Annotated in this window: 20 protein-coding genes; 10 read left to right on the top strand and 10 right to left on the bottom strand. The window is 64.5% G+C overall.

From position 1 onward, the window contains the following. Positions 1-188 precede the first annotated feature (188 nt). From ACVIW0_RS35515 to ACVIW0_RS35495, 5 genes are all read left to right on the top strand, one after another. Positions 189-1,271 (top strand): ISAs1 family transposase, encoded by a 1,083-nt coding sequence (locus ACVIW0_RS35515; RefSeq protein WP_461351070.1) that lies wholly within the window; start codon positions 189-191, stop codon positions 1,269-1,271. A gap of 1,029 nt (positions 1,272-2,300) precedes the next feature. Continuing rightward, positions 2,301-3,716, top strand: coding sequence for a threonine synthase (gene thrC / locus ACVIW0_RS35510; RefSeq protein ID WP_461356576.1), 1,416 nt, complete (start codon positions 2,301-2,303; stop codon positions 3,714-3,716). Next, complete coding sequence (locus ACVIW0_RS35505; protein WP_461356575.1) at positions 3,717-5,006, top strand: M16 family metallopeptidase; 1,290 nt, start codon at positions 3,717-3,719, stop codon at positions 5,004-5,006. 202 nt (positions 5,007-5,208) lie between these two features. Continuing rightward, the gene (locus ACVIW0_RS35500) at positions 5,209-5,796 is read left to right on the top strand and encodes a GNAT family N-acetyltransferase (protein WP_461356574.1); all 588 of its coding nucleotides are present in this window, start codon (positions 5,209-5,211) and stop codon (positions 5,794-5,796) included. Between the two features lie 144 nt (positions 5,797-5,940). After that, the gene (locus ACVIW0_RS35495; RefSeq protein ID WP_461356573.1) at positions 5,941-6,594 is read left to right on the top strand and encodes a hypothetical protein; all 654 of its coding nucleotides are present in this window, start codon (positions 5,941-5,943) and stop codon (positions 6,592-6,594) included. Positions 6,595-6,667: 73 nt separating this feature from the next. Here the strand turns inward: ACVIW0_RS35495 and ACVIW0_RS35490 are convergent, their stop codons facing one another. The 5 genes from ACVIW0_RS35490 to ACVIW0_RS35470 all read right to left on the bottom strand — a co-directional run bounded on the left by ACVIW0_RS35490 (position 6,668) and on the right by ACVIW0_RS35470 (position 9,329). Continuing rightward, complete coding sequence (locus ACVIW0_RS35490; protein ID WP_461356572.1) at positions 6,668-7,153, bottom strand: F0F1 ATP synthase subunit B family protein; 486 nt, start codon at positions 7,151-7,153, stop codon at positions 6,668-6,670. Between the two features lie 3 nt (positions 7,154-7,156). Then, the gene (locus ACVIW0_RS35485; RefSeq protein ID WP_461356571.1) at positions 7,157-7,723 is read right to left on the bottom strand and encodes a F0F1 ATP synthase subunit B; all 567 of its coding nucleotides are present in this window, start codon (positions 7,721-7,723) and stop codon (positions 7,157-7,159) included. Positions 7,724-7,850: 127 nt separating this feature from the next. Further along, complete coding sequence (locus ACVIW0_RS35480; protein ID WP_016847054.1) at positions 7,851-8,081, bottom strand: F0F1 ATP synthase subunit C; 231 nt, start codon at positions 8,079-8,081, stop codon at positions 7,851-7,853. 55 nt (positions 8,082-8,136) lie between these two features. Further along, a complete protein-coding gene (locus ACVIW0_RS35475; RefSeq protein WP_461356570.1) occupies positions 8,137-8,886 on the bottom strand; it encodes a F0F1 ATP synthase subunit A in 750 nt (249 codons plus the stop codon). A 71-nt stretch (positions 8,887-8,957) separates the two neighbouring features. Then, a complete protein-coding gene (locus ACVIW0_RS35470; protein ID WP_212021558.1) occupies positions 8,958-9,329 on the bottom strand; it encodes an AtpZ/AtpI family protein in 372 nt (123 codons plus the stop codon). Positions 9,330-9,605: 276 nt separating this feature from the next. Here ACVIW0_RS35470 and ACVIW0_RS35465 point away from each other — a divergent pair, with 276 nt between their 5' ends. From ACVIW0_RS35465 to ACVIW0_RS35455, 3 genes are all read left to right on the top strand, one after another. Next, positions 9,606-10,229, top strand: coding sequence for a DsbA family protein (locus tag ACVIW0_RS35465; RefSeq protein WP_461356569.1), 624 nt, complete (start codon positions 9,606-9,608; stop codon positions 10,227-10,229). 30 nt (positions 10,230-10,259) lie between these two features. Continuing rightward, the gene (locus ACVIW0_RS35460) at positions 10,260-10,769 is read left to right on the top strand and encodes a hypothetical protein (protein ID WP_461356568.1); all 510 of its coding nucleotides are present in this window, start codon (positions 10,260-10,262) and stop codon (positions 10,767-10,769) included. Between the two features lie 166 nt (positions 10,770-10,935). Next, the gene (locus tag ACVIW0_RS35455; RefSeq protein WP_461356567.1) at positions 10,936-11,409 is read left to right on the top strand and encodes a secondary thiamine-phosphate synthase enzyme YjbQ; all 474 of its coding nucleotides are present in this window, start codon (positions 10,936-10,938) and stop codon (positions 11,407-11,409) included. Between the two features lie 80 nt (positions 11,410-11,489). Here the strand turns inward: ACVIW0_RS35455 and ACVIW0_RS35450 are convergent, their stop codons facing one another. Further along, entirely contained in the window at positions 11,490-13,115 is a 1,626-nt protein-coding gene (locus ACVIW0_RS35450) for an MFS transporter (protein WP_461357520.1), read from the bottom strand. Positions 13,116-13,468: 353 nt separating this feature from the next. On the opposite strand from ACVIW0_RS35450, the gene ACVIW0_RS35445 reads away from it, so the two are divergent. Both ACVIW0_RS35445 and ACVIW0_RS35440 read left to right on the top strand, forming a co-directional pair. Further along, the gene (locus ACVIW0_RS35445) at positions 13,469-14,143 is read left to right on the top strand and encodes a response regulator (protein WP_461356566.1); all 675 of its coding nucleotides are present in this window, start codon (positions 13,469-13,471) and stop codon (positions 14,141-14,143) included. Between the two features lie 195 nt (positions 14,144-14,338). After that, entirely contained in the window at positions 14,339-15,517 is a 1,179-nt protein-coding gene (locus ACVIW0_RS35440) for a beta-propeller fold lactonase family protein (RefSeq protein WP_461356565.1), read from the top strand. A gap of 183 nt (positions 15,518-15,700) precedes the next feature. Here the strand turns inward: ACVIW0_RS35440 and ACVIW0_RS35435 are convergent, their stop codons facing one another. From ACVIW0_RS35435 to ACVIW0_RS35420, 4 genes are all read right to left on the bottom strand, one after another. Next, positions 15,701-19,210, bottom strand: coding sequence for a PAS domain-containing hybrid sensor histidine kinase/response regulator (locus tag ACVIW0_RS35435; RefSeq protein WP_461356564.1), 3,510 nt, complete (start codon positions 19,208-19,210; stop codon positions 15,701-15,703). A gap of 168 nt (positions 19,211-19,378) precedes the next feature. After that, positions 19,379-20,608, bottom strand: a complete 1,230-nt coding sequence (hemA, locus tag ACVIW0_RS35430; RefSeq protein ID WP_461356563.1) for a 5-aminolevulinate synthase — start codon at positions 20,606-20,608, stop codon at positions 19,379-19,381. 180 nt (positions 20,609-20,788) lie between these two features. Next, positions 20,789-21,853: an MBL fold metallo-hydrolase gene (locus tag ACVIW0_RS35425; RefSeq protein WP_461356562.1), complete on the bottom strand. Its 1,065-nt coding sequence runs from the start codon at positions 21,851-21,853 to the stop codon at positions 20,789-20,791. Positions 21,854-21,988: 135 nt separating this feature from the next. After that, the gene (locus ACVIW0_RS35420) at positions 21,989-25,198 is read right to left on the bottom strand and encodes an efflux RND transporter permease subunit (RefSeq protein ID WP_461356561.1); all 3,210 of its coding nucleotides are present in this window, start codon (positions 25,196-25,198) and stop codon (positions 21,989-21,991) included. Positions 25,199-25,221 lie beyond the last annotated feature (23 nt).

Genomic DNA, 25,221 nt, shown 5'->3' with positions numbered 1-25,221 from the left:
TGGACTGCACGCCCTTGCAATTTGCTTCCTTACCGTTGCGAGGTCTTCGGAGAGCTCACGCCGTGTGGCACCCCTCTCCCCAACCCTCCCCCGCAAGGTAGGGGAATCGCATATGGCGCTAGCGGGGTGTTGCCAAGCGATTGGAACTGGATTCTTTGGGTGTCTCTCGATTCCCGAGGGAGCCCTGAATGCGCAAGCTCAAGCGCCTGTTTCGACCGCTCAAGGACCCGCGCGCTAGCAACACCCGACATGATCTGGTGGAGATCCTCGTCATCGCCTTGGCGGCGACGCTGGCTGGCGCCAAGACCTGCACCGAGTTCGAGTTCTTTGGCCAAGGCCGCGAGGAGCTGTTGCGGCGCTTCCTGAAGCTCGAGCACGGCATCCCGAGCCACGATACGTTCAGCAATGTCTTCCGTGCTCTGGACCCGAAGGGGCTTGAAGCGGTTTTGCGCAAGTTCAGCAAGAGCTTCGGCGTCAAAGGGGTGGTCAGCATTGACGGCAAGGCGCTGCGCGGAGCCTACACACGAGGTCGGCAGGCCACGCCGCTGCATATGGTCAATGTCTGGGCCGCAGGCACTCGCATGGCGCTGGCTCAGAGAAAGGCTCCCGACCGCAACGAGGTTGCCGGGGCTCTCGAAGTCCTCGCCCTGCTCGATCTGGATGGGGCTCTTGTCACCGCCGATGCCTTGCATTGCCGGCCCGACACCGCGCAGGCCATCCGCGACCGAAAGGGGCACTACGTGTTGGCCATCAAGAGCAATCGTGGCCGGCTGTTCAAGGCCGCCAAGACGCTGGTCGACACAGCCCGAAAGCCCGCGCGAGCGAGTCAACGAAGAGCCACCGCCCACGGCCGCGTCGAGCGCCGACAGGCCCTCGTCGCGCCGGCGCCTCGGTTGGCGAAACAATACGGCTTCCCCGCCATCGCCGCAGTCGGTCGCATCGACAGTTGGCGCGCCAACTCTGGCAAGGCTGTCAAACACACGGTCCGATACTTCCTGGCATCGCGCCTGCTGTCGGCCAAAAAGCTGCTCGAGGCCGTGCGCGCTCATTGGAGCATCGAGAACAACCTGCACTGGGTCCTCGACGTTCTGTTCGACGAGGATGCCTGCCGCAGCCGCAAGGATCACGCTGCGGAAAATCTTGCTCTTATCCGCAAGCTGGCCATCAATGCTCTGCAGGCGACACCCGGCCCCGCGCGCATCAGCCACAAAATGCTCCAAGCCAGGTGGAACAACGACTTCCTTCTCTCGACCCTCGGCCATATGCGATAGCCCTACCCCGCAAGGGGGGGAGCCCTTCCGCCGGTGCCTTCCTCACGCGCGCGTGTCATTGAGTTGCCCGACGGGCAACTCAGTAAAAACCCGTCAAGCCTCGGCAGCAAAAATATTTCGCTTTATCCGAAGAGCAACTCGGTGTATGGTCTGCCGGTCTCGCCCGACACGAGGGGCGCTTCGCGGTCGTCACGAACGCGGGTCGAGATGCGGTGGACGCTGCGCGTGGCCTGACGAGAGCACGCAAGGCGGACGGCGAAGTCGTGCAGGCCTGACGCCCTAGCGGTAGGTGTCTTTTCGGATTGCGCAATTGCGCGTCGCGAAGACGGTGACAACAAAGCCCAGTCTCGCCGGGGAGAGCACGTATAAGCCGTAACCCATCGCGCAGGGAAAGCCGGATTGCTCCGGTTACACCTGTGGTCCTACCCCCGAGCTTTCTACCCTTTTGCTCGGGGCCCATGGGTGCGATCGGCACCCGGCTTTCCCTGCGCCCTCACCAACGGAGAGGGCGGAACGAACAGCAAGACTCGGACAATCATGTCGCGAGAATGCGATGCTATATTCCATCCTCAACTGTCGTCGCCCGGCTCGACCGGGCGATCCAGTACGCCGCGGCTCTCCGCTCAAGCACAACCGTCTCTGGAATACTGGATCACCCGCTTTCGCGGGTGATGACACCGACAGTGTGGCAATTGAATCGAAACCCATCCTCATTGTCGTCCTGGCGAAAGCCAGGACCCATTACCCCGAATGCGCATTGTTGCGCGACGCTGGGGCCGCGATCCCGTTCATCACCGAACGCGGTGGTTATGGGTCCTGGCTTTCGCCAGGACGACGGCGGTGTATGTGTCGCGGACATCGGTTGCGGGCAACGCCATCCGCCACGCCTCACGCCCCCGCAGCACGCTGTGGGCTACCCATTGCCGGTCCGATCTTCTATGGTGAGCCTATCCAGTTCGCATGCGGCGTACTCGATAAATCCATGATATCAAAGGCTTAAGGCTCGGATCGAGGCCTTTGGAGGGCGGTTTGACGCGGTATATTTCGACCAGGGGTGAGGCCCCGGTGCTTGGCTTCTGCGATGTGATGCTGACCGGGCTTGCCCGCGACGGCGGGCTTTACGTGCCCGAGACCTGGCCGCAATTGTCGCACGAGACCATCGCCGGCTTGTTCGGCCGTCCCTATTGGGAGGTCGCGGTCGAGATCATCCGCCCGTTCGTCGCCAGCGAGATTTCCGATGCCGAGCTCGGCCGCATGGCCAACGAGGCCTATGCCACCTTCCGCCATCCCGCGGTGGTGCCGCTCGATCAGGCCGGACCGAACCAGTTCCTGCTCGAGCTGTTCCACGGGCCGACCTTGGCGTTCAAGGACGTCGCGATGCAGCTGATCTCGCGGCTGATGGATCACGTGCTGGCCAAGCGCGCGCAGCGGACCACCATCGTGGTCGCGACCTCGGGCGATACCGGCGGTGCCGCGGTCGAGGCGTTTGCCAATCTCGACAATGTCGACCTCGTGGTGCTGTTCCCGAACGGCCGCATCTCCGAGGTGCAGCGCCGCATGATGACGACGACGGGCGCCGCCAACGTCCACGCGCTTGCGATCGAAGGCACATTCGACGATTGCCAGGCGCTAGTGAAGGAGATGTTCAACAACCATCGCTTCCGCGATCAGGTGGCGCTGTCGGGCGTCAACTCGATCAACTGGGCGCGCATCGTGGCGCAGGTGGTCTACTACTTTACCTCCGCGGTCGCGCTCGGCGCGCCGCAGCGCACGGTCGACTTCACGGTGCCGACCGGCAATTTCGGCGACATCTTCGCCGGATATGTGGCAAAGCGCATGGGGCTGCCGATCCGCTGGTTGCGGATCGCGGCCAACGTCAATGATATCCTGCCGCGCACGCTGAAGACCGGCAATTACGAGGTGCGCGAGGTGCACGCCACGGCGTCGCCGTCGATGGACATCCAGGTGTCGTCGAATTTCGAGCGGCTGCTGTTCGAGGCGTCTGGCCGCGACGCCGACCAGGTCCGCCGCCTGATGGCCTCGCTGAAGCAGTCCGGCCGCTTCGTGCTGCCCGATGCGACGCTGGCCGCGGTGCGCCGCGATTTCGACGCCGGCCGCGCCGACGAAACCGAGACCGCGGCCGCAATCCGTGCCGCCTGGCGCGAGGCCGGCGATCTGGTCGATCCGCACACCGCGGTGGCGCTCGCGGTCGCCGACCGCGACACCTCGGATTCCAAGATCCCGAACATCGTGCTGTCGACCGCACATGCGGCCAAATTCCCCGACGCGGTCGAGGCCGCCTGCGGCGTGCGTCCGCAACTGCCGGTCTGGCTCGGTGGGCTGATGACCAAGTCCGAACACATCACGGTCATGAAGAATGATTCCGCCGAGGTCGAGCGCTTCGTGCTGTCGGTCAGCCGTGCTGCCAAGCAGGGAGTTGCCTGAATGAGCCTTGAAATCACCAAGCTGCCGAGCGGCCTGACCATCGTCACCGACACCATGCCGCATCTGGAAACCGCGGCGCTTGGGGTCTGGGCCGGCGTCGGCGGCCGCGACGAGAAGCCGAACGAGCACGGCATCTCGCATCTCTTGGAACACATGGCGTTCAAGGGCACCGCGCGGCGCTCCTCGCGCGAGATCGTCGAGGAGATCGAGGCGGTCGGCGGCGACCTCAATGCCGGCACCTCGACCGAGACCACGGCCTATTATGCGCGGGTGATGAAGGCGGATGTGCCGCTGGCGCTCGACGTGCTCTCCGACATCCTCGCCAATCCGTCCTTCGTGCCGGATGAGCTGGAGCGCGAGAAGAGCGTGATCGTGCAGGAGATCGGCGCGGCGCAGGATACGCCCGACGACGTCGTGTTCGAGCATCTCAACGAGCTCTGCTATCCGGACCAGCCGATGGGCCGTTCGCTGCTCGGCACCGCCAAGACGCTGAAGGCGTTCGACCGCGACATGCTGCGCGGCTATCTGTCGACGCATTACCGCGCGCCCGACATGGTGGTCGCGGCTGCCGGCGCGGTCGATCACAAGCAGCTCGTCGAGGACGTCGTGCAGAAGTTCTCCAGCTTCGACGCCACGCCGGCGCCGAAGCCGCAGGTCGCGATGTTCGGCAAGGGCGGCTCGCGCGTGGTGCACCGCGATCTCGAGCAGGCGCATCTGACGCTCGCGCTCGAAGGCGTGCCGCAGACCGATCTGTCGCTGTTCTCGCTGCAGGTGTTCACCAACACGCTGGGCGGCGGGATGTCGTCGCGGCTGTTCCAGGAGGTGCGCGAGAAGCGCGGCCTGTGCTACTCGATCTACACCTTCCACGCCCCCTACACAGACACCGGCTTCTTCGGCCTCTACACCGGCACCGATCCGGCCGACGCGCCGGAAATGATGGAAGTCATCGTCGACGTCATCAATGACGCGGTGGAAACCCTGACCGAGGCCGAGGTCGCTCGCGCCAAGGCGCAGATGAAGGCCGGGCTGTTGATGGCGCTGGAAAGCTGTTCATCCCGGGCCGAACAATTGGCACGGCATGTGCTAGCCTATGGCCGGCCGCAGACGGTGGAAGAGCTGGTGGCGCGGATCGACGCGGTCAGCGTCGACTCCAGCCGCGACGCCGCCCGCGCCCTGCTGTCGCGCAGCCGGCCCGCCGTTGTCGCCCTCGGCAGCGGAAGAGGTCTGGACACGGCGGTGGCTTTTGCGGAAGGTTTGACGAAGGCGAAGGCAAAGACGCTGCTGCATTGATTTGAGGTTCACCTCGCCCCGCGCTTGCGGGGAGAGCATAGGCCGCCTACCGGCGGTCGTTGACGGACATACGCCGAGGCAGAGCCTCGGCTATGGCCGAAGGCTTCGGGTGAGGGGTCTATCCGCACATCGAGTCTGCGGAACGACCCCGACCCTCTCCCCGCAAGAGCGGGGCGAGGGAGAAGTCGGGGAGTGTTGGGCCATGGCCCTGTTTCGTTTGCCGTCCAGTGGACCCGCTGCATTGATGCCGCGCGGTCACGGGCTGTTGCTGCGTGCGCCGCAAATGTCGGACTTCCCGCAATGGGCGCAATTGCGCGAATCCAGCCGCGCCTATCTGACGCCATGGGAGCCGATCTGGCCCTCCGACGACCTGACCCGCGCCGGCTTCCGCCGCCGCTTGCGGCGTTACACCGAGGATATCGCGGCCGACCGCTCCTATCCGTTCATCATCTTCCGCGAATCGGACGGGGTGATGATCGGCGGCATCACGCTCGCCAATGTCCGCCGCGGCATCGTGCAGGCCGGCACGATCGGCTATTGGGTCGGCCTGCCGCACGCCCATCGCGGCTACATGACGACAGCGCTGCGGGTGCTGCTGCCCTCGCTGTTCGGCGAGCTCAATCTGCACCGCATCGAAGCGGCCTGCATCCCGTCCAACGCCTCGTCGATCCGGGTGCTGGAGAAGTGCGGCTTCACCCGCGAGGGCCTGGCGCGGCGCTATCTCTGCATCAACGGCATCTGGCAGGACCATCTGCTGTTCGGCCTGCTGCACGAGGATTTCCGCGGCTGAATCCCTAAGCCCATTGGCTGATGCCAGGCCCGCGCGGAGCCGCTGGGATACCTTGGGTTCGAGATGCCTTGGGTTCGCCGCCATTGGCTTGCTATAACGCCCGCGAAACGGGGAACCCGGATTTGGAGAGTGTAGGAATATCGCATGGGTGACAGGGTGATCAGATTCGCGCTCGCGGCGGCGGTATCGATCGGGCTCGGGACCTCCCTGCTGCCGTCGGCGGCGTCCGCGCAGTCGCTCAGCGACCGCTTCAAGAGCCTGTTCGGCGGCGGCTCGTCGGACCAGGACAAGCCGGCCGCGTCCACCGCGCCGCAGCAGCTCAACGACGCCGACGCCGAGCTGACCTGTCCGCCGGTACAGATCCGCTCCGGGGCCTCGACCTATTCGGTGGCCGCGAACGGCAAGGAGGCGGTCGGTAACGACGTCAAGTTCCTGGCCTCGATTACGCGCACGGCGCGACAATGCAATCTGAACAGCGGCCAGATCACGGCCAAGATCGGGATCCAGGGGCGGATCATCGTCGGTCCCCAGGGCGCGCCGCCGTCGATCCAGGTGCCGCTCCGCGTCGCCGTGGTGCAGGGCGGCGTCGGCGAGAAGACGATCATGACCAAGGCCTACACCACCACGGTGCAGATGGACGACAGCGGCAGCGTGCCGTTCAGCCTGGTCGCCGAGGATGTGGTCTATCCGGCGCCGTCGCCGGCGGACAACGACAATTACATCTTCTATATCGGCTTCGACCCGCAGGCGCTGAAGCCGGAGCCGAAGCCCCGCGCCGCCCCACACAAGAAGAAATAGCGCCCTGGAATAAAGAAAAAGGCCGACGCGATCAGCTCGCGCCGGCCTTATTTCGGAAGCAGTTGAGATCGCGTCAGTTCAGCTTGGAGCGGACTTCGGCGATGCCCTTGCCGACGAGATCGTCGGCAACCGAGCCCTTGACCGACTGCGACAGGATGGTCGAGGCGGCGGTCACCGCGGCGTTGGCTGCGGCGGTGCGGACATCGGCCACCGCCTGGGCCTCGGCCTGGGCGATCTTGCTCTCGGCGGTCTTGGTCCGTCGGGCGACAAAATCTTCCATCTTGGTCTTGGCCTCGGCCGCGATCCGCTCGGCTTCGGCCTTGGCGCTGGAGATGATCTCCTCGGCCTCGCGCTCAGCGCTGGCGCGGCGCGCCTTGTACTCGCCGAGCAGCTTGTTGGCCTCGTCCTTCAGACGGCGGGCGTCCTCCAGCTCGGCCTTGATGCGTTCGGCACGGTGGTCGAGCGCCGTCAGCAGGGTGCGATGGACGCCGAGATAGCCGAACACGACCAGCAGAATGACGAAGGCAATCGCAACCCAGGTTTCCGGTTCGTAAAACATCGTCTATCCCTTCAGCGACGCGTCGACGGCGCTGTTGACCGCGTTGGCGTCCGGCGTGACGCCGGCAAGTTGCTGGACGATGGCGCCGGCCGCATCCGCCGCGATGCCGCGGACGTTGGCCATCGCGTTGGTCCGGGTCGCTGCGATCTGCTTCTCGGCGTCGGCGAGCTTGGCCGCCAGCTTCTCTTCCAGCGCCTTGCGCTCGGCTTCCGAGGCCGCGTTCAGCTTCTCGCGGGTCTCGTTGCCGATCGCCTGCGCGTCGGCGCGCGCATTCGCCAGCTCGGTTTCATAGGCCTTCAGCGCCGCGTCGGACTCGTCCTTCAGCTTCTGCGCCTCGGCCAGATCGCCCTCGATCTTGTTCTGGCGTGCATCGATCGTCCCGCCGACGCGCGGCAGTGCGATACGCGACACGATCAGATAGAGCGCGACAAATGCAATCGCCAGCGACACCAGCTGCGAGGCGTAGTTGGAGGAATCGAACGGCGGAAAGGTTCCGCCGTGATGTCCACCTTCAGCCTCGGTATGGGCGCCGGCCGCTTGGCCTTTTGCCTCGCCATGACTCTCAGCCACGGTGTTCTCCTGTTGCTGTCATGCGCGCCGCCCGTGGAACGATCCTTGGAACGATCGTTGGGCGGCGCGAAGGGGTTACCGCGAGAGCGGAACCGGGTTGCCGCTGACGCGGAAACCGGGGTGCCGCTCAGAGCGGAACGAACAGCAGAAGCAGCGCGATCAGCAGCGAGAAGATGCCGAGCGCTTCGGTCACGGCGAAGCCGAAGATCAGGTTGCCGAACTGGCCCTGCGCGGCCGAGGGGTTACGCACCGCAGCGGCGAGGTAGTTGCCGAAGATGATGCCCACGCCGACGCCCGCACCGCCCATGCCGATGCACGCGATGCCCGCGCCGATAAGTTTTGCTGCTGCCGGTTCCATTTGTAGCTCCTTGAGAAAGATAGACAGATTGGTGGGTGGAGATTCCCCGGACCGCTTAGTGTCCCGGATGAATGGCGTCGTTGAGGTAGATGCAGGTCAGGATCGCGAACACATAGGCCTGGAGGAACGCGACCAGCAGTTCGAGCGCGTACAGCGCGACCGTGAGCGCCAGCGGAAGCACGCCGCCGAACCAGCCGAGCGCGCCGAGCGAGAAGCCGAGCATCGCGACGAAGCCCGCGAACACTTTCAGCGCGATGTGGCCGGCTAGCATGTTGGCGAACAGACGTACGCTGTGCGAGACCGGCCGCAGGAAGAACGACAGGACCTCGATGAACATGACCAGCGGGAGGATGTAGATCGGAACGCCGGAGGGGACGAAGATGCTGAAGAATTTCAGGCCGTTCTTGTAGAGGCCGTAGATCAGGACGGTGAAGAACACCAAAAGCGCAAGCGCCGCAGTGACGATCAGATGGCTCGCGATCGTGAAGGTGTAGGGGATGACGCCGACGAGGTTCGAGACGCAGATGAACATGAAGAGCGAGAAGATCAACGGGAAGAACTTCATGCCTTCCGCGCCGGCGTTGCCGCGAATCGTGCTGGCGATGAACTCGTAGGAGAGCTCGGCGACCGACTGTAGCCGTCCCGGAACCAGCTCACGGCCGCTCGCCAGCATCAGCAGCGCAATCAACAGCACCGCGATGAACATGAAGAGCGACGAATTGGTGAAGGCGATCGTGTGATTGCCGATGTGGCCGAGCGTGAAGAGGGGCTCGATATTGAACTGATGGATCGGGTCGATTTTCATCCGCGCGGCTCTTGGTCCACCGGCCGTCCTGCCGGTTATCGAATTTCAAATGTCGTGACTTCCGCCAGCGCTCAGCGCTTGCCCGAGGCCACGCCCGCGGACCTCACCACGTTGACCACGCCGGCGACGAAGCCGAGCAGCGTTAACACGATGAATCCGAATGGCGACGTCGACAGCAAACGGTCGACCCCCCAGCCAAGCGCCGCTCCGACGGCAACGCCCGCGATCAGCTCCGAGGAAAGGCGAAAACCGAGCGCCATCGCCGAAGCTCTGGCCGCACTGTCCCCGCTTTCATTATCGGATTGATCAGTCTTGCTCCTGCGGCTGTCGCGAATTTCTGACAACCGATGATCGAGACTTCCGAGCCTTGCGGAAAGCGCAGCTTCGTCAGGAGGCGATTGATCGCGACTTCCACCTGCGCCGTGGTTGGTGTTCTCAGCCATGCTGCAAACACTAACCGATGCCGCGGATGATGGAAATTGCGCCCGTCCCCGTCAAAAGCCGCGCGGACCATACTTACCGCGTCTAATCAAGTCAAGATTGCGTCGTAACCAGTTATTGCTTTGATTCTGCTGGTTTTATTTGAAGATATTCAAGGTCAGAGTGACGCAGTGATCGCAGTGCAACAGCTTGCGTGGCGTTGAGCGATATTGCCTGGCTTCTCGCGCTCTGCTGGGATCGACGAAAGTCCCCAGCTCTCGTGCAAGTCAAGGTTCCGCATGCCGCGCCAGATCGACTACTACTTCTCGCTGCAATCACCCTGGGCCTATATCGGCCACAAGCCATTCACTCGGCTCGTAAAGGCTTACGATCTCAAGGTAAATTACCGGCCCGTGCTGCTGGTCGAACTGTTCTCGGAAACCGGTGGGCTGCCGCTTGCCCAGCGCCATCCGGTGCGGCAGCGCTACCGGATGATCGAGTTGCAGCGCTGGCGCGACAAGCGCGGGCTGAATTTCCATCTGCAGCCGGCCAATTGGCCGTTCAACGGACGCCTCGCCGATGGCGTCGTGATCGCAATACTCGAAGCTGGGCTTGATCCGGAGCCGTTCCTGCAACGCGCCTATCCCGCGGTGTGGGAGCTTGAGCTCAACCTTGCCGATCCAGCGACGCTGATGAAGCTTGCCGACGATGTGGGCCTGCCGGGCCGGCAATTGGTGGAGCGATCGGCCTCCGTTGCGATCGGCGCGGCCTATGAGCGGAATCGCCAGAATGCACTGGACGCCGACGTGTTCGGCTCGCCCGGATATGTGCTCGACGGCGAGGTATTCTGGGGCCAGGACCGGATCGAATTGCTCGAGGACGCGTTGAAGTCAGGCCGCAAGCCCTATAGCTCCGGGGAGTAGGGGCGGGATCAGGTTGAGGCGGAGCAAGCCATGCCCATCGCGATGTCGCCGTCGAAATTGTCCGTCGCAATTGTTGCCGTGCTGATCTCGAGCGGCGCGGTCTCCGCGCAAACCGCGCCCGATACCGAGAACGGCCGCTACGCGTTATCTCCGGCCGGCGACGGATTCCTGCGGCTCGATACGCGCACCGGTGCGGTGTCGACCTGCACCAATTCCAGCGCCGGCTGGGCCTGTTACATGGTGCCGGACGAGCGCGCCGCGCTGGACGCCGAGATCGGACGCCTGCAAGCCGACAATGACAAGCTCAAGGGCGAACTCGCCGCGCGCGCACCGTCGGCGAAGACCGACGAGGCGCTGCCGAAATCCGATCAACTGAAGAAGCCGGAGCCCAAGGTCGCCGAGGGCGAGCGCAAGATCGAGATCCCGCTGCCGAGCGACCGCGACATGGACCGCATGATGTCGTTCGTGGAGCGGGCCTGGCGGCGGCTGATCGAGATGGCCAACCGCGTGCAGCGCGACTTCAATGGCGGCAAGATTTGAGGCCTCAACGTCGTCCCGGCCTGTGCGCAATTGCGCACGCGGGCCGCGACCCATAACCACCGAAGCGTATTGGTTGCAAAGGATATCCACTGCGAGTCTTCGAACTTGAGGGGCCGCGGCGTATGGGTCCCGGCTTTCGCCGGGACGACGGGTTGAAAGAGTTCAAATGACCAAACCGAAAACCATCACGCGCTCGGCGCCGTCCTCGGTCGCCGCAACCAGCATCGTGTCGTCGCGCCTGACGGTCGAAACGCCGGGAACCGGCTTCATCGACATCACGCGCGAGGTCGCGCAATTCCTGCGCGAGGCGCGCGCCGGCGAGGGTATGGTGACGTTGTTCATCCGTCACACCTCAGCCTCGCTGACGATCCAGGAGAAAGCCGACCCGACAGTGCTGGTCGACCTGATGACGGCGCTCGATCGCGCCGCGCCCGCGAACGGCGGCTGGCGTCATGACACCGAAGGCCCCGACGACATGCCGGCGCATATCAAGACCATGCTGACGGCGACCTCGCTCCAGGTCCCTGTGCTCGACGGCGACGTGGCGCTCGGCACCTGGCAGGGCATCTATCTGATCGAGCATCGCGCCCGGCCGCACCGCCGCGAGATCGTGCTGCAATTCATCGGTGCCACGCGCTGACGCGTTGGCGTCGCACCCAAAACGACATCGGCCGCGGATCGCTCCGCGGCCGATGCATTTTTGAGTGCGACGTCGACCGGTCAGGTCTTGGTGATGTCGACGTCTTTGGTTTCCGGAACGAACAGCGCGCCGATCACGACGGTGATCGCCGCGAAGATGACCGGATACCAGAGACCGGAGTAGATATCGCCAGTCGAGGCGGTGATCGCGAACGCGGTCGCCGGCAGCAGGCCGCCGAACCAGCCGTTGCCGATATGGTAGGGCAGCGACATCGACGTGTAGCGGATGCGGGTCGGGAACAGTTCGACCAGCATGGCGGCGATCGGGCCGTAGACCATGGTGACGTAGAGCACCAGGATGAACAGCAGGCCGATGACCGAGGCCACCTGCGGACGGAAGATGTCGAACGGGTTCGACATCTTCACGATGCCGGCGTCACCCGGCTTCGGATAGCCCGCCGCCTGCACCGCCGCGAGGATCGCGGGGTTGGACGTCTTGGCGTCCGCATACGGCACTTCCTTGTCGTTGACCATGATCTTCACCGGCGCGCCGGCCGGGCCCGGCACCGTCGAATATTTTACCGACGATTGGGCAAGGTAGGCACGGGCGGTGTCGCAAGGCGCGCTGAACACGCGGGTGCCGACCGGGTTGAACAGATCACCGCAGCCGGCGGGATCCGCAACGACCTGCACCTTGACTGACTCATAGGCCTTTTCCAGCGCCGGATTGGCGTTGGTCGTGATCATCTTGAAGATCGGGAACAGGGTGAGTGCGCCGATCAGGCAGCCCGCCAGGATGATCGGCTTGCGGCCGATCTTGTCCGACAACGCGCCGAACACCAGGAAGAAGCCGGTGCCGAGCAGCAGCGACCAGGCAATCAGCAGGTTGGCGGTGTAGCCGTCGACCTTCAGGATCGATTGCAGGAAGAACAGCGCGTAGAACTGGCCGGTGTACCAGATCACCGCCTGGCCCATGGTCAGGCCGAGCAGCGCGAGGATCACGATCTTGGCGTTGCTCCACGTCGCGAAGGCCTCGGTCAGCGGCGCCTTGGAGGTCTTGCCCTCCTCCTTCATCCGCTGGAACACCGGGGATTCATTCAGCCGCAGCCGGATCCAGACCGAGATGCCGAGCAGCAGCACCGAGACCAGGAACGGAATCCGCCAGCCCCAGTCGGCGAAGTCCTTCTCACCGGTGATGGTCCGGGTGAACAGGATCACCAGCAGCGACAGGAATAGTCCGAGCGTGGCCGTGGTCTGGATGAACGAGGTGTAGTAGCCGCGCTTGCCGGGCGGAGCATGCTCGGCGACGTAGGTCGCGGCACCACCATATTCGCCGCCGAGCGCGAGGCCCTGCAGCAGACGGAGCGAGATCAGGATGATCGGCGCCGCGATGCCGATGGTCTTGGCGTTGGGCAGCAGGCCGACGATGAAGGTCGACAGGCCCATGATCAGGATGGTGACAAGGAAGGTGTATTTGCGGCCGACGATATCGCCGACCCGGCCGAACACGATCGCGCCGAACGGGCGCACCAGGAAGCCGGCGGCGAAGGCCAGCAGCGCGAAGATATCGCGGGTTGCCGGCGGATAGTCGGAGAAGAACTGCGCGCCGATGATGCCGGCCAGCGAACCGTAAAGATAGAAGTCGTACCACTCGAACACGGTGCCGAGCGACGAGGCCAGGATGACGAATCGCTCATCCTTGGTCATGCCGGCGGGCCGCGCCGAAGTTGCAGTCATTGTGGACATCTGGATAGCTCCCCCCGAATTATTGCTGCCATGCGAGCCCCCGCTTGGCTGACCAGGCTCGATTGAGCCTGACGCTTCATTTCAGGGTAACATCGCAGCGAAACCTGCCCCAATAAGACTTTTGGCTTTTGTACGCTTGAACTTATCTTCAAGGGGAGAAGCGAATGGAACGCCGCCGCGTGCGTTTGTTGCGTCGCACAAGCGTGGCGGGTTAACTGCGTTGGCATCTGGTATTATCGAGCCCTTGCGTGATACTGGCGCGCGGGTCACAACCAAACGGCGCGGATTTGCCGAGATCCGCTAGTGGGACTGAGATGACTGCTGCCGCCAATACTCATCTTGTCATCGCCGACGACCATCCGCTGTTCCGCGATGCGTTGCGTCAGGCAGTGGGAAGCGTCGTGAGTTCGGCCACGATCAGCGAGGCCGGATCGTTCGAGGATCTGACCGCGCTGCTGGAACGGGACTCCGAGGTCGACCTGATCTTGCTCGACCTCACCATGCCGGGAATCAGCGGCTTTTCCGGCCTGATCTATCTGCGGGCGCAATATCCGGCGATCCCCGTGGTCATCGTCTCCGCCAGCGACGATGCCGGAACCATCCGCCGCTCGCTCGACTTCGGTGCCTCCGGTTTCATTCCCAAGCGGTTCGGCGTCGAGACGCTGCGCGACGCCATCATGAAGGTGATGGAGGGCGACGTCTGGGTTCCGCCGGACACCGACCTGTCGGCGGCCGGCGATCCCGACATGACGCGGCTGCGCGACCGCCTGGTGACGCTGACCCCGCAGCAGGTGCGGGTGCTGATGATGCTGTCCGAGGGACTGCTCAACAAGCAGATTGCCTATGAGCTCGGCGTCTCCGAGGCGACCATCAAGGCCCATGTCTCGGCCATCCTGCAGAAGCTTGGCGTCGAAAGCCGGACGCAAGCCGTGATCGCCGCCGCCAAGATCGCCGGCGGCCAGTGGCGCCAGGGCACGCCGTCGACGTAATTCCCCGCAACCCGATCTGTGACTACCGGGACTCGAGCCACGGCACGGTAAGCCAACGGCCGGCGTGGATGCGTGTCCGTCGGCAGGCTTTGGCCAAGCCATCCAGCTCTCCGCTCAAAGTGCGCATCCCTCGAAAACCGGCTATCGTGCCCGGCACCGGCCCGTGAGAGGCCGTGGACTTTTGGGGAGAACGCCATGATCTCTGCAACTCGCGCTGCCGGATTGTCTCTGGCCGCGGCAATCCTTCTCGGTGCCGGCTCGCTCGACTGCGCTCAGGCCAGGCCTCTGATGATCGTCGGCCTCGACGAGAAGCTTTTGTGGGACGACGACGGCAAGCCGGTGCTGTCGGCGCCCGGCAAAGATCAGGTGCTGATCGTCGATCTCGCCGATCCCGAGAGCCCGAAGATCGCCGCTTCTCTGCCATTGAAGAACTCGGTGGTCGGCCCGCCGGTCAACGTCGATATCGATCCGACAGGGACAGTGGCGCTGGCCGCGGATTCGGTCGATGTGGTGAAGGAAGGCGACGCGCTGAAGCAGGTGCCGGACAACAAAATCTATGTCATCGATCTCAAGGCGACCCCGCCCAAGCTCGCAGCGACCATCGCGGGCGGAAAGCAGCCATCAGGGTTGAGCTTCAGTCCCGATGGCAAGATGGCGTTGGTGGCAAATCGCGGTGACAATTCGATCAGCGTGCTTTCGGTCAACGGCACTGACGTCAAGATCACCGATACGGTATCGATGCCCGACAGTGTCGCGCATGTCGCGTTCGCGCCAGACGGCAAGCGCGCGCTGGCTGCGCGTTTTCCCGCGCACAAGATATCGGTGCTCGACGTCGCCGGCGACAAGGTCACCTACAGCAAGATAGACTTGGCGACCGGCCAATGGCCTTACAACGTCGCAGTAACCCCCGGCGGCAAGATCGCGTTGACGTCCGACAATGGCAACGCAGGCGCGTCCGACGGCAGCGTCGACACGGCGAGCGTCATCGATCTCGAAGCGAAGCCGCCGCGCATCGTCGATCGCGTGGTGGTCGGCGATGGTCCGGAAGGCCTTGCCGTCAGCCCGAAGGGGGATCTTGCGGTCTCAGTGATCCTGCGCGGCTCGAACATGAAGAATGCGTTCTTCCATGACAAGAACGGCAGCGTTTCTATCCTGAAGATCGACGGCAAGAAGGTAACCAAGATCGGGGATATCGAAGTTGGCGGGTTGCCCGAGGCCGCCGTCTTCACGCCTGACGGAAAATATCTCCTGGTCGGGAACTACCTCAGCCAGGACTTCTCGATCCTCAAGGTCGACGGAACCAACGTCACCGACACCGGCAAGCGCTTTCAGGTGCCGGGCCACCCGGCGTCGGCCAGAATGGGACCGAACTAATCTAATTTGGTCAGATAGAGCATGATCCGGAAAATTGGAAAGCAGTTCTCCCTCGCGACAAACGCCAAAGGCGATTGCGCGGAGATCATGCTCAAACAAGAGATGAGATGATGATGCGATTCCGTGGAAACGCATCATCATCTAAGTCGAGGCTTGATGCGCGGTCCGGATCGCGCGCCGCGCTCACTCCGCCGCCACCATCTGCTGCGTCCGCCACTGCCCGAGCAGGGCGCGCAGCGAGGCGGGCTTCACCGGCTTATTCAGCACCGCGATGTTTTCCTCGCGCGCGGCGGCGCGCACGGCGGGGCTGCGGTCGGCGGTGATCAGGATCGCCGGGATGCCGTCGCCGAAGCGGCGGCGGATCTCGCGGATCGCGGCGACGCCGTTGCCGCGGTCGAGGTGATAGTCGACCAGCACGCCGGTGACGCGGCTGCCGGCGGCCTCGATCGCGCTGATCGCACCCTCGGCATCGAGCACCGCGATCACCTCGGCATCCCACGCCGTCAGCAGCGTTTTCATGCCGTCGAGAATGGCAGGGTCGTTCTCGATGCAGACGATCAGCGAGCCGCTCATCGGCGTCTTCGCCAGAGGGGTGGCGCTGGTGACGGCCGCGGTGTGGTTGACCGCGGTCGCGACCGGCACGGTGACCGAGAACGCCGAGCCGCCGCTGACATTGGCCGAGATTGCGATGCGGTGGTTGAGCACGCGCGCCAGCCGCTCGACGATCGATAGCCCGAGGCCGAGGCCGCGGGCGATCCGGGCGCCCTGTTCAAGCCGGTGGAACTCCTTGAAGATCTCGCCGCGCTTCTGCACGGGGATGCCGACGCCGGTATCGTAGATGCTGATCTGCAGCGTGTCGCCGCGGCGGCGGCAACCGATCAGCACGCGGCCGCGCGGGGTGTATTTGATCGCGTTGGAGATGAAGTTCTGCAGCAGCCGGCGCAGCAGCGAGCGGTCGGATTCGACCGGCAGCGAGCAGGCGACGAAGCGCAGGTCGAGGCCCTTGTCGCGGGCGATCGGCATGAACTCGATCTCCAGCGAGCGCATCAGATCCGCCATCCGGAAGCTCGTGATCGCCGGCGTCATGGCGCCGGCATCGAGTCTCGAGATATCGAGCAGCGCGCCCAGGATGTCTTCGATCGCCTCGAGCGAGTCGTCGATGTTCTCGACCAGCCGCGAATCCTCGCCGCCGTTCTGGCGCTCGACCAAGCTCGTGACATAGAGCCGCGCCGCATTCAGCGGCTGCAGGATGTCGTGGCTGGCGGCCGCCAGGAACCGCGTCTTGGAGGCGTTGGCGTCTTCCGCGATGCCCTTGGCGAGCGCGAGCTCCGAGTTCAGCCGCGTCAGCTCCTCGGTGCGGTCGCGCACCCGCTTTTCCAGCGTCGCATTGGCGCGCTCCAGCGCCTCCGCGGCCTCGAAGCTCGGCGTGACGTCGGAGAAGGTGATGACGAGCCCGCCGCCCGGCATCCGGTTGGCGCGCACCTCGATCACCAGATGGCGGTCGGTGAAGCGCTCCAGATAGGGCTCGCCCTCGGTGGTGTAGGCGCGCAGCCGCAGCTGCAGCTGGCTTTCGCCGTCGCCGGCCGCCGGCGGATTGATCGCGCCCATGTATTCGAGGATCTCGGGCAAGGGGATGCCGAGCTGAACCAGATGCGGCGGCAGCGCCAGCAATTCGGAGAACTGACGGTTGGAGCAGATCAGCTGCAGATCGGCGTCGAACACCGCGATGCCCTGGCGCACATGGTTGAGCGCGGTCTGCAGGATCTCGCGGTTGAAATGCAGCGCGGCGTGGGAATCGTCGAGCAGCTTCAGCGCGGCCTTAGCCGACACCGTCCGCCGTTGCAGCAACAGCGACATCACGAGGCGCGAGGACGCAGCGCCGATCGAGGAGGCGATCAGCCGCTCGGCGTGCTGCAGCAGCTCGAAATCGGCCGGTGCTGCGGTCTGCAGCACGATGTTGCGGTCGGCGGCGAACGAGGCGAACGCCTCGCGGGTGCGGTCGGGGCCGAGATATTGCGTCACCGTGCTCTGGATGTCCTGCACCGTCACCGTGGTGCGCCAGCGCCGGAAGCTCGGCGCGATCGGGGCCAGCGCGTTGGGCACGAACTGGTCGGCCTGCAACAGCTCGATCGCGGACGGCGCGCGCGCCAGCGAGAGCAGCACATAGGTGAGGATGTTGAGCGCAAGGCTCCATAGCACGCCGTGCAGCAGCGGCGGCAGGTCGGCACCGAACAGCGCCTGCGGCCGCAGCGCCTCGATCCCGAACGGCCCGTGCTGCAGCAGCATCAGGCCGGCGGTGGAGTTTTCCAGGAAGCTCGGGATGAACAGCGTGTAGAGCCACGTCGCGAAGCCGACCAGCATGCCCGCCATGGCGCCGCGTGCGGTGGCTCTGCGCCAGAACAGGCCGCCGAAGAAGGCCGGCGCGAGCTGCGTGATCGCGGCAAAGGACAGCAGGCCGATCGCGACCAGCTGGGTGTTGCCGAGCGCGCGGTAATAGAAATACGCCAGCACCATGATGGCGAAGATCGAGAAGCGGCGCGCCTTCAGCAGGAAATCGGCAAAATCCTTCTGGCCGGCGCGGGCGTCGTCGCTGCGCGGCAGCACCAGCGGCAGCACGATGTCGTTGGAGACCATGATCGACAGCGCGACGCATTCGACGATCACCATCGCGGTCGCCGCCGACAGGCCGCCGACGAAGACCGCAAGGCTGAGCAATTGCGAATTGCCCTCGATCGGCAGCGCCAGCACGAACATGTCGGCGTCGACGGCGCCGAACGGGAAGATCACGAGGCCCGCGATCGCGATCGGAATCACGAAGATATTGATCGCGACGAGGTAGAGCGGGAACAGCCAGCGCGCGCGGGTGACCTCGGCGGGCGTCGAGTTCTCCACCACGCTGACATGGAACTGGCGCGGCAGCAGCATGATCGCGCAGAACGACAACAGCGTCATGATCAGGAAATTGCCGATCGACGGTACGTATTCGATCGCGCGCACCGCCTCCGGCGTCTTCAGGGCGCGCTCATAGAGCTCGACCGGGGAGAACATCCAGAAGGTGACGAAGGCGCCGGCGGCGATGAAGGCGACCAGCTTGACAATGGATTCGGCGGCGATCGCCAGGATCAGGCCGTGCTGGTGCTCGGTGGCGTCGGTGTGGCGGGTGCCGAACAGCACCGCGAACACCGCCATCGCCAGCGTCACCATCAGCGCGATGTCGCCGATGACGGGGATTTTCGAGAACGCCTGGTCCTCGCTCAGGATGGTCTCGAGCGAGGAGGCCATCGCCTTCAGCTGCAGCGCGATGTAGGGCACCGAGCCGATGATCGCGATCAGCGCCACGGTGGCCGCGACCGCCTGGCTCTTGCCGTAGCGGGCGGCGATGAAGTCCGCGATCGAGGTGATGTTCTGCGACTTGGCAAGCGCGATCACGCGGCGGAGTAGCGGCGTGCACAGCCCGACCATCACGATCGGGCCGACATAGATCGCCAGGAAGTCGATGCTGGTGCGGGTGGCGAAGCCGACCGAGCCGAAGAAGGTCCAGGAGGTGCAGTAGATCGCCAGCGACAGCGGATAGATCCAGTGGCTGGCGCGGCCGCGCGCGCCCGCCGACATCCGGTCGCCGCGGCTGGCAATGAAGAACAACAATCCGATGTAGGCGAACGCCGTGGCGATCACGCCCCAATCGTGCAGCATCGCTGCTCATCTCCTGTCCCGGCCTCCAGGCATGATCCGGAAAGGTGTGAAGCGGTTTTCCGAAAAGATCCATGCTCAAACAAAGCGGCCGGATGTCAGGATTATAACGCAAAGGGCCGGCCGCGCGATGCACGGCCGGCCCGAATTCCGGTTCGGAAACGGATAAGGTTACTCGGCGGCCAGCGGCTTCTGGTGCAGCGGCAGGCCGAGCCGGTCCCAGACCTGGAGCAGGGCTTCCGCCAGCGCGTCGATCAGGCCGTCGTCATGGTAGGGCGAGGGCGTGATGCGCAGCCGCTCGGTGCCCTTGGCGACGGTCGGATAGTTGATCGGCTGGATGTAGATGCCGTGGTCCTCGAGCAGCAGGTCGGAGGCGCGCTTGCACTTCTCGGGATCGCCGACGAACAGCGGCACGATATGGGTGTCGCTCGACATCACGGGCAGCCCGGCGGCGGTCAGGATCGCCTTGGTGCGGGCGGCGCGGTCCTGGTGGCGCTCGCGCTCCCAGGTCGAGGTCTTGAGGTGGCGGATCGCAGCGGTGGCGGCCGAGCAGATCGCCGGCGGCAGCGCGGTGGTGAAGATGAAGCCCGGCGCATAGGAGCGCACGGCGTCGATCACGGCAGCCTTGCCCGCGATGTAGCCGCCGAGGCAGCCGAACGCTTTCGCCAGCGTACCTTCGAGGATATCGATCCGGTGCATCACGCCGTCGCGCTCGGCGATGCCGCCGCCGCGCGGGCCGTACATGCCGACCGCATGCACCTCGTCGACATAGGTCATGGCGCCGTATTTTTCGGCGAGATCGCAGATCTTGCCGAGCGGCGCGACGTCGCCGTCCATCGAATAGAGGCTCTCGCAGACGATCAGCTTCGGCCGGTCGGGGCCGGCGGCGATCAGGAGTTCCTCGAGATGGGCGGTATCGTTGTGGCGGAAGATCTGGCGGTCGCAGCCGGCCTGGCGCACGCCTTCGATCATCGAATTGTGGTTCAGCGCGTCCGACAGGATCAGGCAGTTCGGGATCAGCTTGGCGAGCGTCGAGATGCCGGTCTGGTTCGAGACGTAGCCCGAGGTGAACAGCAGCGAGGCTTCCTTGCCGTGCAGGTCGGCGAGTTCGGCCTCGAGCTGCACCAGGGGATGATGGGTGCCCGCGATGTTGCGGGTGCCGCCGGCGCCGGTGCCGACCCGGGTCGCGGTCTCGACCATGGCGCCGACCACCTTGGGGTGCTGGCCCATGCCGAGATAGTCGTTGGAGCACCAGATCACGACGTTGCGGCTGCCTTTCGGCGAATGCCAGGTCGCGTGCGGGAAGCGTCCCGCGATCCGTTCGAGGTCGGCGAACACCCGGTAGCGCCGCTCGTCATGCAGGCGGTTGAGGGCGGTATTGAAGAACTGGCTGTAATCCATCGGCAAACCCAAAGCGGAACCTGACCGGAACGACTGCCTCTTCTTAGAGCTTTTCCAGCTCTAATGTCTATGCGTTGGCCCACATTTGGGCATCCGTCGCAGTTGGGCAAATTGCCCTAGCGGCTCTCTATCCGGCTTGATTTCGGTCAAATCGCCCGGGGCATTACGGCTTGGCCGGGCTCAGGTCGTCCTGAACCGCAGCATGCCGTCGGCGTGCATCGCGGCCGTGAGGCGGCCCTCGACCAGCATGTAGTTGACGTGGGCGACGAGTTCGCCGGCGGCAAAGCCCATTTGGTGCTCGTCCAGCACGTGCTTGTGGAACACCACCGGCACCAGTTCCTTGGAGGTCTGCGGCACCTCGCGGCAGGCCTCGGCGATCAGCCGGCAGCGTTCCTCATGGTGGTCGGCGAGCTGCTTGATCCGGGTCTTCAGCCCGTAGAACGGCACGCCGTGGCCGGGCAGCACCATCACGTCATAGGGTAGCGTGGTGGTCAGGCTGGCCAGCGAGGCCAAGTACTCGCCGAGCGAGTTCTGCTCGGGCTCGACCGCCCAGACGCTGACGTTGGGCGAGATCTTGCTCAGCACCTGGTCAGCGGACAGGAACAATTTGTCGGCGGCGCAATACAGCATCACCTGGTCGAGCGCGTGGCCGCCGCCGGTGATCACCTTGAAGCGCCTTGTGCCGATCACGACCTCGTCGCCATGGGTGAGGCGGTGGTAGGACGGCGGCAGCACCGAGACGCGCTTCAGATAGTCCTGGCCGCGGCCGAGCAGTTTTTCGGTGAGGTCCTCGTCCATGCCGTGGCGGCGGAAGAACAGCCGCTGCGCGTTGCGCCGTTCCTCGGTGCCGCGGTTCTGGTGATAGACCGATTGCAGATATTCCACCTGCGACATGAACAGCGGGCAGTCGAAGCGCTCCGTGATCCAGCCGGCGAGACCGACATGGTCGGGATGCGAATGCGTCACGATCAGCCTGGTGACCTTGACGTGCTTCAGCGGTCCCTCGAACAGCGTGGTCCAGGCCGCGATCGATTCCTCGTTGCCGAAGCCGGCATCCACCATGGTCCAGCCGTCGCCGTCGGCGAGCAGGTAGATGTTCACATGGTTGAGGCGGAACGGCAGCTTCAGCCGCGCCCACAGCACGCCGGGCGCCACCTCCACGACCTGGTCGTGGCCGGGATGGTTTTCCCAGGGGTATCGCAGTGCCTCCGCGGAGGAGGGAAGGCTGTCGGTCTTCGTGTGCATGCTACCGGCTTAGCGGCACATTGCCCGCCGCGCCAGCCGAAAAATCAGATAGTCGTCCGGAGACTGCGGTGAAGCGGCGCCCGAATTCCGTAGCCCGGATTGCGCTGGTCGCTTCACCGCCCGCTTGCGACAGGATCATTCGGCTGGATGCACGCTCCCCACGGGATGGCTGTGTCCGCTCACACTCCCCGAAGATTTGGCTTCGTGCGTTGCCACGCGCTGCGGCTTGCGCCCGAACCTGCGGACCACGGTATAAAACGCTGGCGTGAACAGCAGGCCGAAGGCGGTCACGCCGAGCATTCCGGCGAACACCGCAGTGCCGAGCGACTGGCGCATCTCCGCGCCGGCGCCGGTTGCGACGACGAGCGGCGCAACGCCGAAGATGAAGGCGAGCGACGTCATCAGGATCGGCCGCAACCTCGTGCGTGCCGCCGTGACGGCGGCTTCAGCCGGGCTCGCACCAGTCTCTTCGGTCTGGCGCGCGAACTCCACGATCAGGATCGCGTTCTTGGCTGCCAGACCAACCAGCACGACAAAGCCGATCTGAGCCAGCACGTCGATCGGCATGCCGCGCCACAGCAGGCCCGTCACGGAGGCGAGCAGACACATCGGCACGATCATCACGACCGCAAGCGGCAGATTCCAGCTTTCATACTGGGCGGCGAGCACCAGGAACACGAACAGGGCGGCGGCGCCGAACACCAGCAACGATGATGTTCCTGGCAGCTGCTGTTGAAAGGCAAGCTCGGTCCATTCGAAGCCGATGCCGGGCGGCAGAACTTGATGGGCCAACTCCTCCATCCGATGCAGCGCGCTGCCGGTCGCCACGCCCGGCGCCGCGACGCCCATCACCTCGGCCGCCGGGAACAGGTCATAGCGCGGCACGCGATAGGCCATGTTCTCGGATTTCATCCGCGCCACGGTGCCGATCGGCACCATCTCGCCTGAAGAGTTGCGGGCCTTCAGCCGCGCGACATCCTGCGGGTCCTGCCGGAACGAACCATCGGCCTGCGCAATCACCTGGTAGGTTCGGCCCAGATAGTTGAAGTCGTTGACATATTGCGAGCCGAGATAGACCTGCAGGGTGTTGAACACATCGGTCGGCGTCAGACCGACTTTCTCGGCGCGCTCGCGGTCGATGTCGGCATAGACCGACGGCGCGCGGGTGCCGAACAGCGTGAACACCCCGGCGAAGCTCGGATCCTTGTTGGCGGCAGCGACCAGCGTCTGCGCCGCCTTGGCGAGTGCCTCCGAGCCGAGCCCGGCACGATCCTGCAGCATCATCTTGAAGCCGCCGGCATTGCCGATGCCCTGCACCGGCGGCGGCGGGATCGTCAGCACGTAAGCCTCCTGGATCACCGACAGCCGCTTGCGCAAATCGGCGAGCACGCTGGCTGCGGTCACGCCGTCGACCTCATGGTTGTAAAGCGACGGCAGGCCCGAGAAGATCGTTCCGGCGTTGGAGGCGATCGTGAAGGTCGTGGCATCGAGACCCGCAAACGGCGCAACGTGCTCGACACCCGGCGTCGACATGATGATCTCGATCGCTTTCTTCACGACCGCTTCGGTCCGGTCGAGCGTCGCGCCGGGCGGCAGCTGCAACACCGTGATCAGATAGCCCTGGTCCTGTTCGGGAATGAAGCCGGTCGGCGCCCGTGCGAACTGAAAGCCGGCAAGCCCGATCAGCGCCGCATAGATCACGAGCACGACCCCCGTGATCTGCACCAGCCGGCGCGTCAGGCGTCCATAGCTGGTCGACAGCCATTCGAAGCCGATGTTGAAGCGGGCAAATCCTGCCTGCACCAGCCGGGCGATCCACGAGCCCCGCGCCTTGTGGCCAGGCTCATGCGCCTTGAACAGCACCGCGCAGAGTGCCGGGCTCAAGGTCAGCGACACGAAGCAGGAAATCAGGGTGGACGCCGCGATCGTCACGGCGAACTGGCGGAAGAACTGGCCTGTGATACCCGACAGGAACGCTGACGGAACGAACACGGCACACAGCGTCAGGGCGATCGAGATCAAGGCGCCCCCGACTTCCGTCATGGTGACGTGAGCGGCCTCGACCGGGGTCATGCCACGCTCGAGATTGCGCTCGACATTTTCCACGACCACGATGGCGTCGTCGACCACGATGCCAACCGCGAGCACGAGTCCGAAGAGCGAAAGATTGTTCAGCGAGATGCCGAGCAGATACAGAAAGCTGAACGTTCCCACCAGCGAGACCGGGATCGCGATCACCGGAATGATCGCGGCACGCCAGCTCTGCAGGAACAGGAATACCACACCGACCACGAGCAGGATCGCAACGAAGATCGTCTTGATCACCTCATCGACGGATTTGCCGACGAAGATGGTCGGGTCATAAATGATCTTGTATTCGACGCCCGGCGGGAATTCCTTGCCGAGCTTCTGCATCGCCTCGAGCACTTCCTTGTCGACGGCCAGCGAATTGGCGCCTGGCTGGGCGAAGATCAGGAGCGGCAAGCCGGGTTGCCGGTCCATGAAGGCGGTCGAGCCGTAATCGGAGGCGCCGATCTCGACCCGCCCAACGTCGCGCAACCGCGTCACGCGACCCTCGCCATCCGACTTCAGCACGATGGAGGCGAACTGCTCCGGCGTCGAGAGCCGGCCGAGTGTCTGCACGTTGAGCTGATAGGCCTGCTTCGAGGCGACCGGCGGCTGGTTCAGAATTCCGGCCGATACCTGGATATTCTGGGCGCGCAACGCGGCCAGCACCTCGCTTGCGTTCAGATTGTGGGCCGCGACCTTGTCCGGATCGAGCCAGATGCGCATGGCGTACTCGCGGCCGCCCTGCATCGTCACGTCGCCGACACCCGGCAACCGCGCCAGCACATCCTTCACATGCAATGTCGCGTAGTTCGAGATGTAGAGCAGGTCGCGTGAAGAATCCGGCGAATAGAGGTGCACGGCGAGCAGGATATTCGGGGTCGCCTTCCTGACCTGCACGCCGAGCCGCTGCACGTCCTCCGGAAGCCGCGGCAGGGCATCCTGCACGCGGTTCTGCGTCAGCATCTGCGCGACGTTGAGGTCGGTGCCGATCCGGAACGTGACCGTAATGGTGAGCTTGCCGTCGCCGGTCGCCTGACTGTTCATATAGAGCATGTTCTCGACGCCGTTGATCTCCTGCTCGAGCGGCGTCGCAACGGTGCGCGAGACCACTTCGGCGGAGGCGCCGGGATAGCTTGTGGTGATCTGAACGGTGGGCGGCACGATCTCCGGGTACTGCGCGATCGGCAGGATCGCGAGTGCGCCGAGCCCGATCAGCGTCACAAACACGCTGAGGACCGTTGCGAAGATCGGCCGGTCAATGAAGCTGTGGCTCATTTGAAGCTCCGGAAGTCAGGAAA

Source organism: Bradyrhizobium sp. USDA 4454, from assembly GCF_054822705.1.
This window is presented reverse-complemented; position numbering and strand designations above follow the sequence as displayed.

What these genes read in the sequence shown, in the direction of transcription:
- ACVIW0_RS35515 (WP_461351070.1), top strand. Translation starts at nt 189, where the DNA reads ATGCGCAAGCTCAAGCGCCTGTTTCGACCGCTCAAGGACCCGCGCGCT.
- ACVIW0_RS35505 (WP_461356575.1), top strand. Translation starts at nt 3,717, where the DNA reads ATGAGCCTTGAAATCACCAAGCTGCCGAGCGGCCTGACCATCGTCACC.
- ACVIW0_RS35500 (WP_461356574.1), top strand. Translation starts at nt 5,209, where the DNA reads ATGGCCCTGTTTCGTTTGCCGTCCAGTGGACCCGCTGCATTGATGCCG.
- ACVIW0_RS35495 (WP_461356573.1), top strand. Translation starts at nt 5,941, where the DNA reads ATGGGTGACAGGGTGATCAGATTCGCGCTCGCGGCGGCGGTATCGATC.
- ACVIW0_RS35490 (WP_461356572.1), bottom strand. Translation starts at nt 7,153, where the DNA reads ATGTTTTACGAACCGGAAACCTGGGTTGCGATTGCCTTCGTCATTCTG.
- ACVIW0_RS35480 (WP_016847054.1), bottom strand. Translation starts at nt 8,081, where the DNA reads ATGGAACCGGCAGCAGCAAAACTTATCGGCGCGGGCATCGCGTGCATC.
- ACVIW0_RS35475 (WP_461356570.1), bottom strand. Translation starts at nt 8,886, where the DNA reads ATGAAAATCGACCCGATCCATCAGTTCAATATCGAGCCCCTCTTCACG.
- ACVIW0_RS35470 (WP_212021558.1), bottom strand. Translation starts at nt 9,329, where the DNA reads ATGGCTGAGAACACCAACCACGGCGCAGGTGGAAGTCGCGATCAATCG.
- ACVIW0_RS35465 (WP_461356569.1), top strand. Translation starts at nt 9,606, where the DNA reads ATGCCGCGCCAGATCGACTACTACTTCTCGCTGCAATCACCCTGGGCC.
- ACVIW0_RS35460 (WP_461356568.1), top strand. Translation starts at nt 10,260, where the DNA reads ATGCCCATCGCGATGTCGCCGTCGAAATTGTCCGTCGCAATTGTTGCC.
- ACVIW0_RS35455 (WP_461356567.1), top strand. Translation starts at nt 10,936, where the DNA reads ATGACCAAACCGAAAACCATCACGCGCTCGGCGCCGTCCTCGGTCGCC.
- ACVIW0_RS35450 (WP_461357520.1), bottom strand. Translation starts at nt 13,115, where the DNA reads ATGACCAAGGATGAGCGATTCGTCATCCTGGCCTCGTCGCTCGGCACC.
- ACVIW0_RS35445 (WP_461356566.1), top strand. Translation starts at nt 13,469, where the DNA reads ATGACTGCTGCCGCCAATACTCATCTTGTCATCGCCGACGACCATCCG.
- ACVIW0_RS35440 (WP_461356565.1), top strand. Translation starts at nt 14,339, where the DNA reads ATGATCTCTGCAACTCGCGCTGCCGGATTGTCTCTGGCCGCGGCAATC.
- ACVIW0_RS35435 (WP_461356564.1), bottom strand. Translation starts at nt 19,210, where the DNA reads ATGCTGCACGATTGGGGCGTGATCGCCACGGCGTTCGCCTACATCGGA.
- hemA (WP_461356563.1), bottom strand. Translation starts at nt 20,608, where the DNA reads ATGGATTACAGCCAGTTCTTCAATACCGCCCTCAACCGCCTGCATGAC.
- ACVIW0_RS35425 (WP_461356562.1), bottom strand. Translation starts at nt 21,853, where the DNA reads ATGCACACGAAGACCGACAGCCTTCCCTCCTCCGCGGAGGCACTGCGA.
- ACVIW0_RS35420 (WP_461356561.1), bottom strand. Translation starts at nt 25,198, where the DNA reads ATGAGCCACAGCTTCATTGACCGGCCGATCTTCGCAACGGTCCTCAGC.